This is a genomic window from Curtobacterium sp. MCBD17_021 (genome assembly GCF_003234525.1).
In the GTDB taxonomy this organism is placed as follows: Bacteria; Actinomycetota; Actinomycetes; order Actinomycetales; family Microbacteriaceae; genus Curtobacterium.
In genome coordinates, this window is the sequence record NZ_QKTS01000003.1 from 158,098 (window position 1) to 173,296 (window position 15,199).

The window sequence follows — 15,199 nt, forward strand, 5'->3', positions numbered from 1 at the left end:
CTCGCACGTGCACCGCCACGGACGGCATGAGAGGTCGTGCGGACTGCCCGCCGGGAGGCCCGCGCGGCGGCAGGTCAGCGGACGGCGCGGGCGACCGTCACGAGCAGCGCTTCGAGGGCCAGGAGGGCCGCGACGTTCGCCCCGATCCGCTGCCGTGCGGTGGCGATGGCGTCGAGCACCTCGAGCGCGGCCGCCGGCGGTACGGAGGGCAGCGCTCGCTCGAGCTCGTGGCGGATCGCCAGGTTGACCGGTTCCGCCGGCGCTCCGAGACCGAGGAGCAGCAGGTCTCGGTAGAGCGACGAGACGTCGACGAGGATGCGGTCCAACCCGTCGCGGAGGCTCCGGGTCGCCCGGCGTTTCTGGTCCTCTTCGAGCGCACGCAGCTGGGAGCGGAGCGCCGGCGGCACGGTCCCGCCCGGCTGCACGCCGAGCGACCGCAGCGCAGCGTCGCGTTCCTCTGCGTCTCGCTCGAGCGTGATCGCCTTGGCGTCCTCGTCGGCGACGGCGAGGAGCGCCGCGGCGGCGTTCACGGCGTCGCCGACGCTGCGGATCCCGAGCACGGTGGTCAGGGTGCGCCGACGGCGCTCCCGGGCGTCCTCGCTCGTGGCAAGGCGTTGCGCCATGCCGATGTGGCTCTGCGCCTGTCGGGCAGCATCGGTGGCGAGGACCCGGTCGACACCGGTGCGGGCAACGATGAGGTCGGCGACGGACTCGATGCCGGGCACCCGCAGTCGCACGGAACGGACCCGTGACCGGATCGTCGGCAACAGGTCGGCCTCGCTCGGGGCGCAGAGGATCCACACGGTGCGCTCCGGCGGTTCCTCGAGCGCCTTGAGGAGCAGGTTCGAGGTGCGTTCCGTCATCCGGTCGGCGTCCTCGACGATCATCACGCGGTAACGCCCGACCGAGGGTGAGAAGTGCGACGAGGTGACCAGTTGCCGGATCTCGTCGATCGTGATGATGACCCGCTGGGTGGTGAGGCGGGCGACGTCCGGGTGCGTGCCGGCCGTGATGAGCCGCAGCGTGTGGTCGTCGTCCGGGCCGCTGCCGACGAGCGCCGCGGCGAAGGCGGCGGCGACGTTCGACCGACCGGAGCCAGGTGGGCCGGTGATGAGCCACGAGTGCGTCATGCCACCGGTGCCGTCGACCGACTCGGCGGCACTCCGCAGCGCGGCCACCGACTCCTCTTGCCCGGTCAGGCCTTCCCACACGCTCACGGGATCATCCTCGCAGCAGCCACCGACCGCGAGACGCTCACGGACATCAGGCGATCCCGAGGAGGCCCGACACGGCTACCCGGACCCGCTCCTGCACCGCGTCCGCCGGTTCGGCGGCGTCCACGACGAGGAAACGGTCCGGTTCGGCGCGGGCCATGGCGAGGAACGCCTGCCGCACGGTCTCGTGGAACGTCGCTGCCTCGGACTCGAGCCGGTCGAAGACGTCACCGCGCGCGGCGGTGACCCGGGCCCGGCCGACGGTCACGTCGAGATCGAGCAGCACGGTGAGGTCCGGCGTCACGCCGTCGGCAGCCCAGTCCGAGACCGTCCGGATCTGCTCGGCACCGAGGCCGCGGGCGACGCCCTGGTAGGCCACCGAGGAGTCGATGTACCGGTCCTGGAGCACGACCGCACCGCGGGCCAGCGCCGGACGGACCACCGTCTCGACGTGGTGCGCGCGGTCGGCGGCGTAGAGGAGCGCCTCGGCCCGGGGGGCGACGTGGCCGCGCTCGTGCAGGACGATCTCGCGGATGCGCTGACCGAGCGGCGTGCCCCCGGGCTCACGTGTCCGGATCACCTGCCGGCCGTGCGCCTCGAGCCACTGCTCGAGGCGCTCCGCCTGCGTCGTCTTGCCGGCACCGTCACCACCCTCGAGGGTGATGAACCACCCTCGACCGGTGGCCGCCGACGCGGTCGGCGCTGTCGGCTCCGGCACGGCTGCGTCCGGGGTCACTTCTTCTTCGCGGGGGCGCGCCGAGCCGGGGCCTTCTTCTTGACCGGGCCCTTCGCGCGCTTGTCGGCGAGGAGCTGGACCGCGCGCTCGAAGTCGACCGCCTCGACCTCTTCGCCGCGCGGGATCGTCGCGTTCGTCTCGCCGTCGGTCACGTACGGGCCGAATCGGCCGTCCTTGACCTTGATCGGCTTGCCGGAGACCGGGTCGGCGTCGAACTCCTTGAGTGCCGCACTGGCGGCACGCTTGGCTCCGTACTTCGGCTGGGCGAACAGCTCGAGGGCACCGGGCAGGTCGACGTCGAAGATCGCGTCCTCGCTCGGGAGCGTCCGGGTGTCGGTGCCCTTCTTGAGGTACGGCCCGTAGCGACCGTTCTGTGCCGTGATCTCGTCGCCGGACTCCGGGTCGGTGCCGACCGTGCGGGGCAGGTCGAGGAGCTTGAGCGCCGTCTCGAGGTCGACCGTCTGCGGGTCCATCGACTTGAAGAGGGACGCGGTGCGCTCCTTCGGGGCCGCGGCCTTCTTCTTCGTCTTCTTCGCCGCCGTGGTCTTCGCCTTGGTCGCCGTCTTGGTGGTGGTCGTCGTCGTGGTGGTGGCTTCTGCTGCCGCCGACGAGTCCGACTCGGCCGTCGCCGGCAGGACCTCGCCCGTCGCCGGGTCGACCGTGGGCTCGGGCTCCGGGGTGCGCTCGGTCACGTACGGGCCGAAGCGGCCGTCCTTCGCGAGGACCTCCTTGCCGCTCTCGGGGTTGATGCCGACGACGCGGTCACCGATGACCGGTGCTTCCACGAGCTCGCGCGCCTTCTCGAGCGTGAGTTCGTCGGGCGCGATGTCGTCGGGGACGTTGACGCGGCGCGGCTTCTCGGGGTCGTCACTCGGCGTCTCGATGTAGGGGCCGTACCGGCCGATGCGGAGGGTCAGCCCCGGTGCGAGCTCGACCGAGTTGATCTCCCGCGCGTCGATCTCACCGAGGTTGTCGATGACCGTGCGCAGACCACGCTGGTCGCCGCCGCCGAAGTAGAAGCCCTTGAGCCAGTCGACGCGGTCCTCGTCGCCACTGGCGATCCGGTCGAGGTCGTTCTCCATCTCGGCGGTGAAGTCGTACTGCACGAGGTCTCCGAAGTAGTCCTCGAGCAGCCGCACCACGCTGAACGCGATCCAGTTCGGGACGAGGGCAGTGCCGCGCTGGGTGACGTACCCGCGGTCCATGATCGTGGAGATGATCGCGGCGTAGGTCGACGGGCGGCCGATGCCGAGCTCTTCGAGTGTCTTGACCAGGCTCGCCTCGGTGTAGCGCGGCGGGGCGGACGTGTCGTGCCCCTTGGCAGCGACGTCGTGCACACCGAGGTGGTCGCCCTCCGCCATCTGCGGCAGCTTGGCGTCGTCGGCCGAGTCACCGGCGGCGCGGTCTTCGTCGCGTCCTTCTTCGTACGCGTTGAGGAACCCGCGGAAGGTGATGACGGTACCGGAGGCGGTGAACTCGACGTCGGTGCCGGAGGACGTGGACGCCAGGCCCTCCACGGGTTCCGTCGAGGTGATGCCGAGCACGACGGACGCGGTCGAGCCCTTGGCGTCCGCCATCTGCGACGCGACGGTGCGCTTCCAGATGAGGTCGTACAGTCGCAGGTCGTTGCCGCGGAGGACGCCCTCCATCTGGGACGGCGTCTTGAAGGTGTCACCCGCAGGACGGATCGCCTCGTGCGCTTCCTGCGCGTTCTTGCTCTTGCCGGCGTACGAGCGCGGCTTGTCCGGGATCGAGTCGGCACCGTAGAGGGCCGTCGCCTGCTTGCGCGCCGCCGACACCGCCTGCTGGGAGAGCGAGGCGGAGTCGGTCCGCATGTAGGTGATGTGGCCGTTCTCGTAGAGCGACTGCGCCACGCTCATGGTCTGCCGGGCCGAGAACCGGAGCTTCCGCGCCGCTTCCTGCTGCAGGGTCGAGGTGGTGAAGGGCGCTGCGGGACGGCGGGTGTACGGCTTCGACTCGACGCTGCGCACGACGGCGTCACCGGCACGCTCGAGGACGGCGGACAGCGCACTCGCCGAGGTCTCGTCGAGTCGGACGACGTCCGAGGTGGTCTCGCCGCGGTCGTCGAAGTCACGACCGGAGGCGACGCGCTTGCCGTGGATCCGGGCCAGACGAGCGGTGAAGCCACCTTCGTCGGACTTCTCGAACCGCGCGGTGAGGTCCCAGTAGTTCGCGGAGACGAAGGCGAGGCGCTCACGCTCGCGGTCGACCACGAGGCGGGTCGCGGCGGACTGGACACGTCCGGCGGAGAGGCCGGGTCCGACCTTGCGCCAGAGGACCGGCGACACCTCGTACCCGTACAGCCGGTCGAGGATCCGGCGGGTCTCCTGCGCGTCGACGAGCGCGGTGTCGAGTTCGCGCGTGGCTTCCTGGGCGCGCTGGATCGCTTCCTTGGTGATCTCGTGGAACACCATGCGCTTGACGGGCACCTTCGGCTTGAGGACCTGCAGCAGGTGCCACGCGATGGCCTCGCCCTCGCGGTCCTCATCTGTTGCGAGGTAGAGCTCGTCGGCGTCCTTCAGGGCGCGCTTGAGGTCCGCGACGGTCTTCTTCTTCGCATCGGAGACGACGTAGTACGGCTCGAACCCGTTGTCGACGTCGACCGAGAACTTGCCGAGGGAACCCTTCTTGAGCTCGGCCGGCAGGTTCTTGGGCTCGACGAGGTCGCGGATGTGTCCGACGGACGCCTGGACTTCGTATCCGTCGCCGAGGTATTGCGCGATCGTCTTCGCCTTCGCAGGGCTCTCGACGATCACGAGCTTCTTCGTGCCTGGCACGTGTCTCCTTGATCGATGGTGCTGGTCAGCCGACGGACGTCGTGGATGCGTCCGGGTCGACCGGGAACTCGGTGACCGGCGGGCCGACAGGCACACCATACACACTCCCGTGGGGATGCCCGGTGGAGCCGGATCGGGTCCGCGACCTCCGGCTGGACCACCCGGACGGTGCGTACCGGTCCGGTCGCACCGTCGTCGTCCTGCCGCGGCCCGGCGACCGCGACCGCCCGGGCGGCCAGCGGACCGGACCCGACCGCCACCACGACGCGTGCCGCCGCACCGGCCAACGAGCAGGCGAGGACGTCCGCCCCGACGGCCCGGGCGGACCGGAGCGCCGCCAGGCACGGTCGGCCGGGGATGAGCTCCACCGTCGCAGCCGCAGCGGTGAGCGCCGCGGTGTCCGCCGCGCCCTGCGCTCGGGCCAGGGCGACGCGGTGTCCGGCGGCGGCGAGCGCCGACGCGACGACGAGCGACAACGCGGCGAGGACCGCGATGAGCACGACCGTCGCCGAACCCCGGTCGCCCGCTCGCGCCCCGCCTGCCGTCTCCTCCCACTCGAGCACCCGCCCCGCCTGCCCGGCCCGCCCGACCGGCCCGGCGACCGGCGCACCGGCACCCCGGCGCACCCTCCTCCAGGTCATGATCGTCCGCCCTCGGGCGAGCCGGCCGCCGCGTCGGCGTGTTCGTCCCCGGCGTCGGCGCGCTCGTCCACCGAGCAGGCATCGCCCCGCAGCCCGACGCCCGCGAACGGCCCGCTCCCCGCAGCGCGACCGACGTGCACGCACACCATGCCGCGGACACGGTCGACCCGCACGGAGCCCGCCGCCGCTGTCCGGAGCGCGTCCCGACCGGCAGCGTCGTCCCCGCGGCCGAATGCCCGCGCAGCCGTGATCGCCGCGGACTGCAACCGGCCCTGTCCGTCGACGATCAGCACACCGGCGATCCCCGCGGCGAGGACGACCGCGACGACGGGCAGCGTGACCGCGAACTCGGCGGTGACCGATCCCCGCTCGCCGGGTCGCCGTCTGCAGGCCCTGTCGCTCACGGGGTCAGCGCGCTCCGGACGAGTTCGGTGAGGATGGCCTGCACCTCGCCAGAGCGCATCACCGCGACGAGGACCCCGGCGAACGCCACCGCGGCCAGGATGACCACCGCGTACTCCGCCGTGGCCGACCCCCGATCGTCGTGCAGTCGACCCGGAAGCCGTCGTGGGCGTCGTCGTGCCGCCGCTGGCTCGCCCACGGGCCTGACGTCCTCTTCCATGTGGTGTCCTTCCTTCTGTCCTGTGTGCGTCCCGGGCCTCGCGGTCCGTGCTCCGAGTCTCGGCCTCCGACCCCACCGCCCGGGCTGCTCTCGATCGACCGGTGGAGACGTCACCCGATGACCGCGGATGTGGAGGAGAGGATCCCGAGGACCACGGGCACCACCCCGACCAGCACGAACGCGGGCAGGACGCACACGCCGAGCGGCAGCACGAGCCGCACCCCGAGGCGCTCCGCTCGCGCGATGCCCTCGGCGGCAGCGTCCGCACGACGGTCCAGCGCGCAGGCCCGGAGCAGCTCCGCCGCCGGGACTCCGGCTCGTTCGGCGAGAGCCAGGGTCTCCGCGAGTCGGGCACGGTCGTCCGCCGGCCAGGTGCGACCGGCGAAGACCGCGTCGACGGTCGCGGCGGCGTCCTTCCAGGCACCACCACCGGAGACCGCGATCGCCCAGACGTCGAGCAGCAGCCCCGGCACCGTCGGCGCACCGGTCGCCGCTGCCACGAGTCGCCCCGTCCACCGGTGCCCGACCGCGACGAGCAACGTCGCGGCGGTGAGACAGCCCCGACCGACGGGGCCACCGATGAGCACGCCGATCGCATCGACTCCCCACACCGAGCCCAGCAGCACGCCGAGCACCGGGAGTGCCAGGACCACGCGTGCGCTCGCCCGCGGTCCGGCCAACGCGACCCGGACCGACCGCTCGGCCTGCGCTGTGTCGCGGAGGGAGGCGGCGAGCGCGCGCAGCGCCGGGGCGACCGGTGCGCCGGTCCGGGCTGCCACGGCGAGCACCCCCTGGACGTCGCGGCCGAACGAGGTGTCACCCGGCACGGCACCCGCGCTCGCGGGCGCGCTCGCCGGACCTCCCACCGGGTCCGACCCGCCGGTCACGAGCGCCCAGGCCCGGGGAGGCGGGACGCCTGCGGCGACCAGGACGGCGACGCGGTCGAGCACCCGCGCCACACCGGTCGCCCCGTCGCCGGTCGTCCGGCTGCCGGGCATCACGCGCTCCTGCCCGCCCCGGCTCCGGTGGCTGTCACGCCTGCGGCCGGCGCGACTCGCGCCCGTCGACCAGACCCGACCGTGCCCGGGACCGCGTCGACCGTCGTGACCTCGAGGCGACCGGACGGGTCCACACCCAACCGTCCCACCGCTGCAAGGGCGCGGACGCCGTGCCGCCGCTCGACGTGCAGCACCAGGTCGAACGCACTCGCCGCCTGGCGGGCCAACGGCTCGGCGCCGAGCCCGGCCAACGCCCCGAGCGCCTCGAGCCGGGCGGCGACGTCGGTGAGCCCGTTCGCGTGCACCGTTCCCGCACCTCCGTCGTGCCCCGTGTTGAGCGCCGAGGTGAGCTCGCGGATCTCGGGCCCCCGGCACTCCCCCACGACGATGCGGTCGGGGCGCATCCGGAGGGCTTCGCGGAGCAGCCGCTCCAGTCCGAGCGCGCCCGCTCCTTCTGCATTGGCCTGACGCGCCTCGAGAGCGACCACGTGCGGGTGGTCGATCCGGAGTTCGGCGACGTCCTCCACGGTGATGATCCGTTCGTCCGGCGGCACCATCGCGAGCATCGCCGCCAGGAGTGTGGTCTTCCCGCTGCCGGTCGCCCCGGTGACGAGCACGTTCCGCCGTTCGTGCACTGCTCGATCGACGACCCGACGCGGGATCCGCTGGAAGAACCCGCTGTCGGCCATCCGGTCGATCGTCGGCCGTTCGTCCTCCGGGAGCCGGATCGAGAGCGCCGTCCCGTGCACAGAGACCGGAGCGAGCACCGCGTGGACGCGGATGCCGTCGCCGTGCCGGACGTCCGCGCAGGGAGTCGACTCGTCGACGTGCCGTCCGCCGCGTGCCACCAGCTCCCGCGCGAGATCACGGGTCCGTTGCTCGGACAAGACCAGGCCCGGCACGACGTCGAGCCCCGTGCCCCGGTCCGTCCACACCCCTCGACCGCCCAGCACCAGCACGTCCGTCACCCGCCGGTCCGCGACCAGGGGCGCCAGCTCCTCGAAGTCGATCAGCGACGCGCCGCGCCGTCCCTGGGCGAGACGAGGCGAGCCGGGCAGGAAGGGAGCGCGATGCCGGTGCATGTCGGGAACGGTACGAGCGCGCGGGGCGTGACCAGGGCCTCCAGGCCGATCGGTGGACAGCACTGGCGTCGATCACGTTCGTGGTCACTTTGTACCCCGACGAGCAGGTCCGTACCCCGTTCCGCTCGACATCGACGAGCGAACGGTCACCGGGAGAACGACGGCGCCGACCGACGGCCGACGTGACCCAGCGGTCCGTGCGAGCCCCTCGTCGGAGGGCCCGGGTGGCCTGGTACGGGGGCGACTGGGTCGACCGGTCTGTCCACTCGGGGCGCGGCACCGTGCCGATCGAGCGGGATCATGGGCGCATCGGCCGGTCGGTACCGGCACGGGCACCGTCGGGAAAAGGAAGAGGCGGCACCTGTTGGGGGGAACGGGTGCCGCCTGGACACCGGCGGATTGGGGGGAATCATGACCGATGCCACCGGGAACGAGCCCGGCACAGACAACTGTACCCCACGAACGGGATGCGACGACACTCCTGGACGCGGAACGCGTCGACCTGCGCGGTTCGACTGCCGTGCTGCGCCCGCCCCCATCCCGCCCGACGCAGTCGGACTCGTGTGACCCCGTCGGATCCGGCCGCCTCCACGATCTCGGCCCGGTCGTCCCGGCGCCGTCAGCACCCGCACGGTCGGGAGTAGTCTCCGACTGCGCCCGGTCGTCGTCTGCCTCGGTGGTCCGACCGCGTCCCGGGCGGACGAGACGAAAGGACATCGATGACGATTCCGCAGCAGGCCGATCCGCAGCAGGCCGACACCCCCGACGAAGCAGCGACCTTCCCACCGTCGCCGGAGTTCGTCGCGGACGCCGTCGCCGACCAGGGACTCCACGACGCCGCGAGCTCCGACCGCGTGGCGTTCTGGGCCGAGCAGTCCCGAGCGCTCCTCGACTGGCGGACGCCGTTCACGAGCACGCTCGACTGGTCCGGAGCGCCCTTCGCCCGGTGGTTCGCCGACGGCGAGCTGAACGTCGCCGAGAACTGCCTCGACCGCCACGTCCGTGCTGGGAACGGCGACCGCGTCGCGATCCACTTCGAGGGCGCGAACGGCGACACCCGACGGATCACGTACGCCGAACTGACCGCCGACGTGCAGCGCGCGGCCAACATGCTGCAGGGCCTGGGCGTCGGCCAGGGCGACCGGGTCGTGGTGTACCTCCCCCTCATCCCGGAGGCCGTGGTCACGATGCTCGCGATCGCCAGGATCGGCGCGATCCACTCCGTCGTCTTCGGCGGGTTCAGCGCCGAGAGCCTCCGTGCCCGGATCGAGGACGCCGGTGCCAAGGTCGTCGTGACGGCGGACGGCGGATGGCGTCGCGGCGCGGTGTCCCCGCTCAAGCCCGCCGTCGACGAAGCGCTCCGGGGTGACGGCACCGACAGCGTCGAGCACGTGCTCGTCGTGCAGCGCGGCGGCAACGACATCGCCTGGACCGATCGGGACCGGTGGTGGCACGACGAGTTCGCGGCGGCGGCCCCCGAGCACGAGGCTCGTGCGTTCCCCGCCGAGACCCCCTTGTTCATCCTGTACACCTCGGGGACGACCGGGAAGCCGAAGGGCATCGTCCACACCTCCGGCGGCTACCTCACCCAGGCCGCGTACACGCACAAGAACGTGTTCGACATGCACCCCGAGAAGGACGTCTACTGGTGCACCGCCGACATCGGCTGGATCACCGGACACACCTACGTCGTGTACGGCCCCCTCGCGAACGGCGTCACGCAGGTGCTGTACGAGGGCACGCCCGACGAGCCGAAGCCCGGTCGGTGGTGGGACCTCGTCGACGCCTACGGGGTGACGGTCCTCTACACGGCTCCGACCGCGGTCCGTGCCGCGATGAAGGCCGGCCGCCAGATCCCGGAGGCCCGGAGCCTCGAGACGCTCCGGCTCCTCGGCAGCGTCGGCGAACCGATCAACCCCGAGGCCTGGCAGTGGTACCGCCAGGTGATCGGCCACGACCGGACGCCGATCGTCGACACCTGGTGGCAGACCGAGACCGGCGCGATCATGGTCTCCGCCCTGCCCGGCGTCACGAAGCTCAAACCGGGCGCCGCCCAGACCCCGCTGCCCGGGATCGTCGCCGAGATCGTCGACGACGACGGACACCGCGTCGACCCCGGCGGCAGCGGCTACCTCACCATCACCGAGCCGTGGCCGTCGATGGCACGAGGCATCTGGGGCGACGACGACCGGTTCGTCGAGACGTACTGGTCACGGTTCCCGGGCCGCTACTTCGCCGGCGACGGCGCACGGCTCGACGGGCAGGGCGACATCTGGGTGCAGGGTCGCGTCGACGACGTGATGAACGTCTCCGGCCACCGCCTGTCGACCGCCGAGATCGAGTCCGCGCTCGTCGGGCACGAGGGCGTGGCCGAGGCCGCGGTCGTCGGTGCCGCGGACGAGACGACCGGCCAGGCCGTGGTCGCCTTCGTCATCCTCACCGCCGAAGCGGCCATGGGCGTCGACCGCGAGGCCGTCTCCGCCGAGCTCCGCTCGTGGGTCGGCAAGCGGATCGGTCCCATCGCGAAGCCCCGACAGGTCGTCATCGTCCCCGAGTTGCCGAAGACCCGGTCCGGCAAGATCATGCGGCGCCTCCTCCGCGACGCGGCCGAGGGGCGTCGCATCGGCGACACGACGACGCTCGCCGACCCGACGGTCATGGCGACCATCGCGGAGCTGATGTAGCCCGCCGGACGCAGGAAGGGCCTCCCGTCAGATCCCACGGGAGGCCCTTCCGGCGCGAGCGGACGCGTTCCGTCCGCGGTCGGTTCAGTCCCTCAGCTCGACGACCAGCTCGACCTCGACGGGGGCGTCGAGCGGGAGCACGGCGACGCCCACCGCGCTGCGGGCGTGGACGCCGGCCTCGCCGAAGACGTCCCCGACGAGCTGCGAGGCGCCGTTGGCGACGCCGGGTTGCCCGGTGAACGACGGGGCCGAGGCGACGAACACCGTCACCTTGACCACCCGAGCGACGCGGTCCAGCGAGCCGGCCACGCTCTCGACCGCGGCGAGGGCGTTGAGAGCTGCCTGCCGGGCCTGGGCGGTCGCGGTCTCGGCGTCGACCTCGGCCCCGACCTTGCCCGTCACCGGCAGCGCGCCGTCGACGAAGGGCAGCTGCCCCGCCGTGAAGACGTGCGCGCCGGAGACCACGGCGGGGACGTACGCGGCCACCGGGGCCGCGACCGCCGGCACCGTGACGCCCAGCTCGAGCAGACGGGCCGCGACGCTCACGCGTCGGCCTTCGGACGCTTCAGGTAGGCGACGAGCCCGCCCTCCGGGCCGGTGACGACCTGGACCAGCTCCCAGCCCTGGTCACCGAAGTTGTTGAGGATGGCGGTGGTGTTGTGGATGATCAACGGAGTCGTGAGGTATTCCCAGCGGCGCATGCGGTTCCTTGCCAGCCTTCCAGTCCGAGGTGTCGTTTAGGCTGCATCCTATGTCTGCCCAGAAGACGTCTGCCCGTCGGACCAAGCCCGTCTCCGCAGTCGGCGCCTTCGTCGGTTTCGTCGGTTTCAGCGCACTCGCCGGCCTGCTCGTCACCATCGGTGTCACGCCGGCCATCGCGGTCGCCGGAGTCACCACGACGTCGACGATCGGCGTGTTCGAGTCGCTGCCCGAGTACATCGAGCTCGGCGACCTGCCCCAGCGCAACGAGGTGCTGGCGTACTCGGCGGGCAAGCCCGTGCACCTGGCGACGGTCTACGACCAGAACCGTCAGGAACTCAAGTACGACCAGATCAGCGACAACCTCAAGAACGCCGCCATCGACGGCGAGGACAAGCGCTTCTGGGACCACGGCGGCGTCGACATGACGTCGCTCGTCCGTGCCGGTGTCGGCACCGTCGCGGGCGGTGGCCTGGGCGACTCCGGCGGTGGCTCGACGCTCACCATGCAGCTGGTCCGCAACATCAAGATGCAGCAGGCGCTGGAGCTCCCGACGCAGGAAGAGCGTCTCAAGGCCTACAACGAAGCCACGAAGGTCTCGGTCTCCCGCAAGCTCGAGGAGATGAAGCTCGCGATCGGGCTCGCCAAGAAGTACCCGAAGAAGGACATCCTGACCGGGTACCTCAACATCGCGTACTTCGGCGACCAGACCTACGGCGTGCAGGCAGCCGCGCAGCACTACTACGGCAAGAACGCCACCGACCTCTCCCCGGCCGAGGCCGCGTCGATCCTCGCGATCGTGCAGTCGCCGAACACCCGCAACCTGTCGGACCCGAAGTACTACGACGCGAACGTCGCCCGTCGTGACGTGATCCTGAAGTCGATGTACGCGCAGGAGCACATCGACAAGAAGCAGTTCGACGAGGCCATCGCCTCGAAGCCCGCCGACTACGTGAAGCTCACGGACCCGACCCAGGGGTGCAAGGCCGCCACGGGCAACGGCTCGCAGTTCTTCTGCGACTACGCCGTGCAGGTCGTCAAGGAGATGTCCCAGCTGGGCTCGACGCAGAAGCAGCGTGACGCCGCCTGGCGCAACGGCGGCTACACGATCCAGACCACGCTGAACCTCGACCTCAACGGGGCGCAGAAGGAACTGATCGACGCCTACGCGCCGAACACCGAGGCGCGGTTCGCCCTGGGTGGTGTCCTCAACTCGGTCGAGGCCGACACCGGCCGCATCCTCACGATGGCGCAGAACAAGAACTACAACCAGCTCGCAGCCTGCGGTTCCGAAGGCGCCGACCCCAACGCCTGCGCCCCGGCGACGGACACCGGCATCAACTACAGCGTCGACCGGCAGTACGGCGGCGGCGAGGGCTTCCAGACCGGATCGACGTTCAAGCCCTTCACGCTCCTCAACTGGCTGCAGAACGGTCACGGACTGGGCGAGATCGTCAACGGCACCCCCCGCGCCTTCCCGACCTACACGCAGTGCGGCAGCCCGGTCGGCGTCAACTACACCCCGAAGAACGACGCACCCGGTGAAGGCGGCAACATGACCGTCGAGAACGCGACCTACCGGTCGGTGAACGTCTCGTACGTGAACATGGCGCAGAAGCTCGACTACTGCGAGATCCGGAAGACCGCCGAGTCGCTCGGTGTCCACCTCGCGCAGCCGCGTGCGACCTCGGCCGAGTTCGCGGACGACACTTCGCAGAAGACCACGAGCTCCGTCAAGACGAACGCCTCCTTCGTGCTTGGGACGAACTACATCGCGCCGCTCACCATGGCCGCGGCGTACGCGGGCATCGCCAACAACGGCACGTTCTGCCGACCGATCGCGATCGACAACGTCACGGACGCGGACGGCAAGTCGCTCGGTGGTCAGCCCAAGGACTGCACGCAGGCCATCGACCCGCAGGTCGCCGCGACGGCGATCTACGCGATGAAGAAGGTCCTGACGATCGGGACGGCGCCGGGTGCTCGCACGCCGGACGGTTTCGACGAGTTCGGCAAGACCGGTACGACGGACGAGGCCGACCAGATCTGGCTCGTCGGGAGTTCCACGAAGGTCGCCACGGTCGCGTGGATGGGCAACACGGTCGGCAAGCAGAGCCTCCGCTACGTCTACGGCCCCAACGGGCAGTACGCGGGCTCCCGCACCGCGCTCTGGCGCCAGGCCCAGACGATCGCGAACACGCAGTACCCGGGCGGCCAGTTCGCCGACCCCGCCCCCTCGTCGATCCGCGGCAACAGCGTCGCGGTCCCGAACGTGCAGGGGCAGACGCCAGAGGCCGCTCGCGCCGCCATCGCCGGTGCCGGCCTGACCTACGTCGACGGCGGCCTCCAGGCCGGCGGCGGGACGCCCGGCACGGTCCTCTCGACCAACCCGGCGGGGGGCCTCCAGCTCTCGAAGGGCTCGAGCGTGACCGTCTACACCACGGACGGCTCGCAGGCGGCGGTGCCCGAGGTCGGCGGCAAGGGGTTGGACGACGCGCGCTCGACCCTCACCCGGTCCGGCTTCGGCAACGTGGCGGTCTCCGGCGAGTACGAGAAGGGCGACGGCAAGAACGAGTGCACCGTCGCAGCCGTCGAGCCCGGAGCCGGGACGGTGGCCGGCAAGGACACCGGCGTGACGCTCAAGCTCTACGGCAACAAGAACGGCAAGGCGCCGAAGGACTGCCGATGACGCGCGGCCGCGGTGCTCTCGGCGTCCTCGCCGCCGGCGCCGCGGTCGGTGCCGCCACGGCCGCCTGGGGTGCCGTCGTGGAGCGCCGGCGGTTCGGCATCCGGTGGGAGACCGTCCCGGTCCTCCCCGCCGGCTCGCGGGACGTCACCGTGCTGCACCTGTCGGACATCCACATGGCCCCGTGGCAGGCCGACAAGCAGCAGTGGATCCGTGACCTCAGCCTGGTCGAGCCGGACTTCATCGTGAACACCGGTGACAATCTGGGACACGCGACCGCCAACGCCGCTGTCGAGTACGCCCTCGAGCCCTTCCGGGGCATCCCCGGGGCGTTCGTCAACGGATCGAACGACCACTTCGCACCGTCACCGCGCAACCCGGCGAAGTACCTGTCCGGGCCGAGCAGCCTACGCCCGGACGCCGAACCGGCGAAGCTCGACGTCGACCGGCAGACAGCGTTCTTCGAGTCCCTCGGCTGGCTCGACCTCAACGACCATGCTCGTGCGATCGAGGTCCGTGGGTCGCGGTTCGAACTCTTCGGGACCTCGGACGCGCACCGCGACTGGGACCGGCTCGACCTCCTGCCGGCCAACGTCGACGAGATGCGCTCGGAGGTGCCCTGGTCCGAGGACGAGAGCGGCCCCTCCCCCGTCTCGATCGGCGTCACGCACGCGCCCTACCGCCGCGTGCTCGACGCCTTCGTGACCCAGGGCGCGGACATCGTCTTCGCCGGGCACACGCACGGCGGCCAGGTGGCGGTCCCCGGGTTCGGCGCACTCGTGACGAACTCGGACCTGCCCCGGCGGTACGCGAGCGGGCTGCACCAGTGGCAGAACCGCACCCACTGGTCGTGGTTGAACGTGTCGGCGGGTCTCGGGACCTCGATCTACGCGCCCGTCCGGTTCGCCGTCCGTCCCGAAGCCGTCGTCGTCACCCTCACCGCCCGCACCTGAGCGCGACGCGCCCGGCCGTCACGGTGTGGTCGTGACCACCCCCGAACATCGGATAGACTTCTGGGGTTGCTCCGGGAACGGAGTGA

General features: G+C 71.5%; 13 protein-coding genes. 3 read left to right on the forward strand and 10 right to left on the reverse strand.

All coding sequences use genetic code 11. The annotated features are described in order from the left end of the window. Positions 1-74: 74 nt before the first annotated feature. The 8 genes from DEI83_RS04345 to DEI83_RS04380 all read right to left on the reverse strand — a co-directional run bounded on the left by DEI83_RS04345 (position 75) and on the right by DEI83_RS04380 (position 8,091). Positions 75-1,217: a DNA polymerase III subunit delta' gene (locus tag DEI83_RS04345; protein WP_111080572.1), complete on the reverse strand. Its 1,143-nt coding sequence runs from the start codon at positions 1,215-1,217 to the stop codon at positions 75-77. A gap of 46 nt (positions 1,218-1,263) precedes the next feature. Further along, a complete protein-coding gene (tmk, locus tag DEI83_RS04350) occupies positions 1,264-1,932 on the reverse strand; it encodes a dTMP kinase (protein WP_111080573.1) in 669 nt (222 codons plus the stop codon). Positions 1,933-1,946: 14 nt separating this feature from the next. Continuing rightward, complete coding sequence (gene topA / locus DEI83_RS04355; RefSeq protein ID WP_111080574.1) at positions 1,947-4,748, reverse strand: type I DNA topoisomerase; 2,802 nt, start codon at positions 4,746-4,748, stop codon at positions 1,947-1,949. Continuing rightward, positions 4,724-5,389, reverse strand: coding sequence for a hypothetical protein (locus tag DEI83_RS04360; RefSeq protein ID WP_146243235.1), 666 nt, complete (start codon positions 5,387-5,389; stop codon positions 4,724-4,726). Before DEI83_RS04360 ends, topA begins: the two co-directional genes overlap by 25 nt. Then, positions 5,386-5,793 (reverse strand): TadE family protein, encoded by a 408-nt coding sequence (locus DEI83_RS04365; protein ID WP_111080576.1) that lies wholly within the window; start codon positions 5,791-5,793, stop codon positions 5,386-5,388. Before DEI83_RS04365 ends, DEI83_RS04360 begins: the two co-directional genes overlap by 4 nt. Further along, positions 5,790-6,011, reverse strand: coding sequence for a DUF4244 domain-containing protein (locus DEI83_RS04370; protein WP_111080577.1), 222 nt, complete (start codon positions 6,009-6,011; stop codon positions 5,790-5,792). The genes DEI83_RS04365 and DEI83_RS04370 overlap by 4 nt, the downstream gene beginning before the upstream one ends. 110 nt (positions 6,012-6,121) lie before the next feature. Next, on the reverse strand, positions 6,122-7,009 hold the full coding sequence (locus DEI83_RS04375) for a type II secretion system F family protein (RefSeq protein WP_111080578.1): 888 nt from the start codon (positions 7,007-7,009) through the stop codon (positions 6,122-6,124). Continuing rightward, entirely contained in the window at positions 7,009-8,091 is a 1,083-nt protein-coding gene (locus DEI83_RS04380; RefSeq protein WP_111080579.1) for a CpaF family protein, read from the reverse strand. Before DEI83_RS04380 ends, DEI83_RS04375 begins: the two co-directional genes overlap by 1 nt. A gap of 719 nt (positions 8,092-8,810) precedes the next feature. On the opposite strand from DEI83_RS04380, the gene acs reads away from it, so the two are divergent. Beyond that, positions 8,811-10,775 (forward strand): acetate--CoA ligase, encoded by a 1,965-nt coding sequence (acs, locus tag DEI83_RS04385; protein ID WP_111080580.1) that lies wholly within the window; start codon positions 8,811-8,813, stop codon positions 10,773-10,775. Between the two features lie 84 nt (positions 10,776-10,859). Here the strand turns inward: acs and DEI83_RS04390 are convergent, their stop codons facing one another. Together DEI83_RS04390 and DEI83_RS15815 are read right to left on the reverse strand one after the other, a co-directional pair. Beyond that, entirely contained in the window at positions 10,860-11,321 is a 462-nt protein-coding gene (locus DEI83_RS04390) for a RidA family protein (protein WP_111080581.1), read from the reverse strand. After that, complete coding sequence (locus tag DEI83_RS15815) at positions 11,318-11,476, reverse strand: hypothetical protein (RefSeq protein WP_181431068.1); 159 nt, start codon at positions 11,474-11,476, stop codon at positions 11,318-11,320. The genes DEI83_RS04390 and DEI83_RS15815 overlap by 4 nt, the downstream gene beginning before the upstream one ends. Positions 11,477-11,526: 50 nt before the next feature. On the opposite strand from DEI83_RS15815, the gene DEI83_RS04395 reads away from it, so the two are divergent. Together DEI83_RS04395 and DEI83_RS04400 are read left to right on the forward strand one after the other, a co-directional pair. After that, on the forward strand, positions 11,527-14,163 hold the full coding sequence (locus tag DEI83_RS04395) for a transglycosylase domain-containing protein (protein ID WP_111080582.1): 2,637 nt from the start codon (positions 11,527-11,529) through the stop codon (positions 14,161-14,163). Next, positions 14,160-15,113 (forward strand): metallophosphoesterase, encoded by a 954-nt coding sequence (locus DEI83_RS04400; protein ID WP_111080583.1) that lies wholly within the window; start codon positions 14,160-14,162, stop codon positions 15,111-15,113. Before DEI83_RS04395 ends, DEI83_RS04400 begins: the two co-directional genes overlap by 4 nt. Positions 15,114-15,199 lie beyond the last annotated feature (86 nt).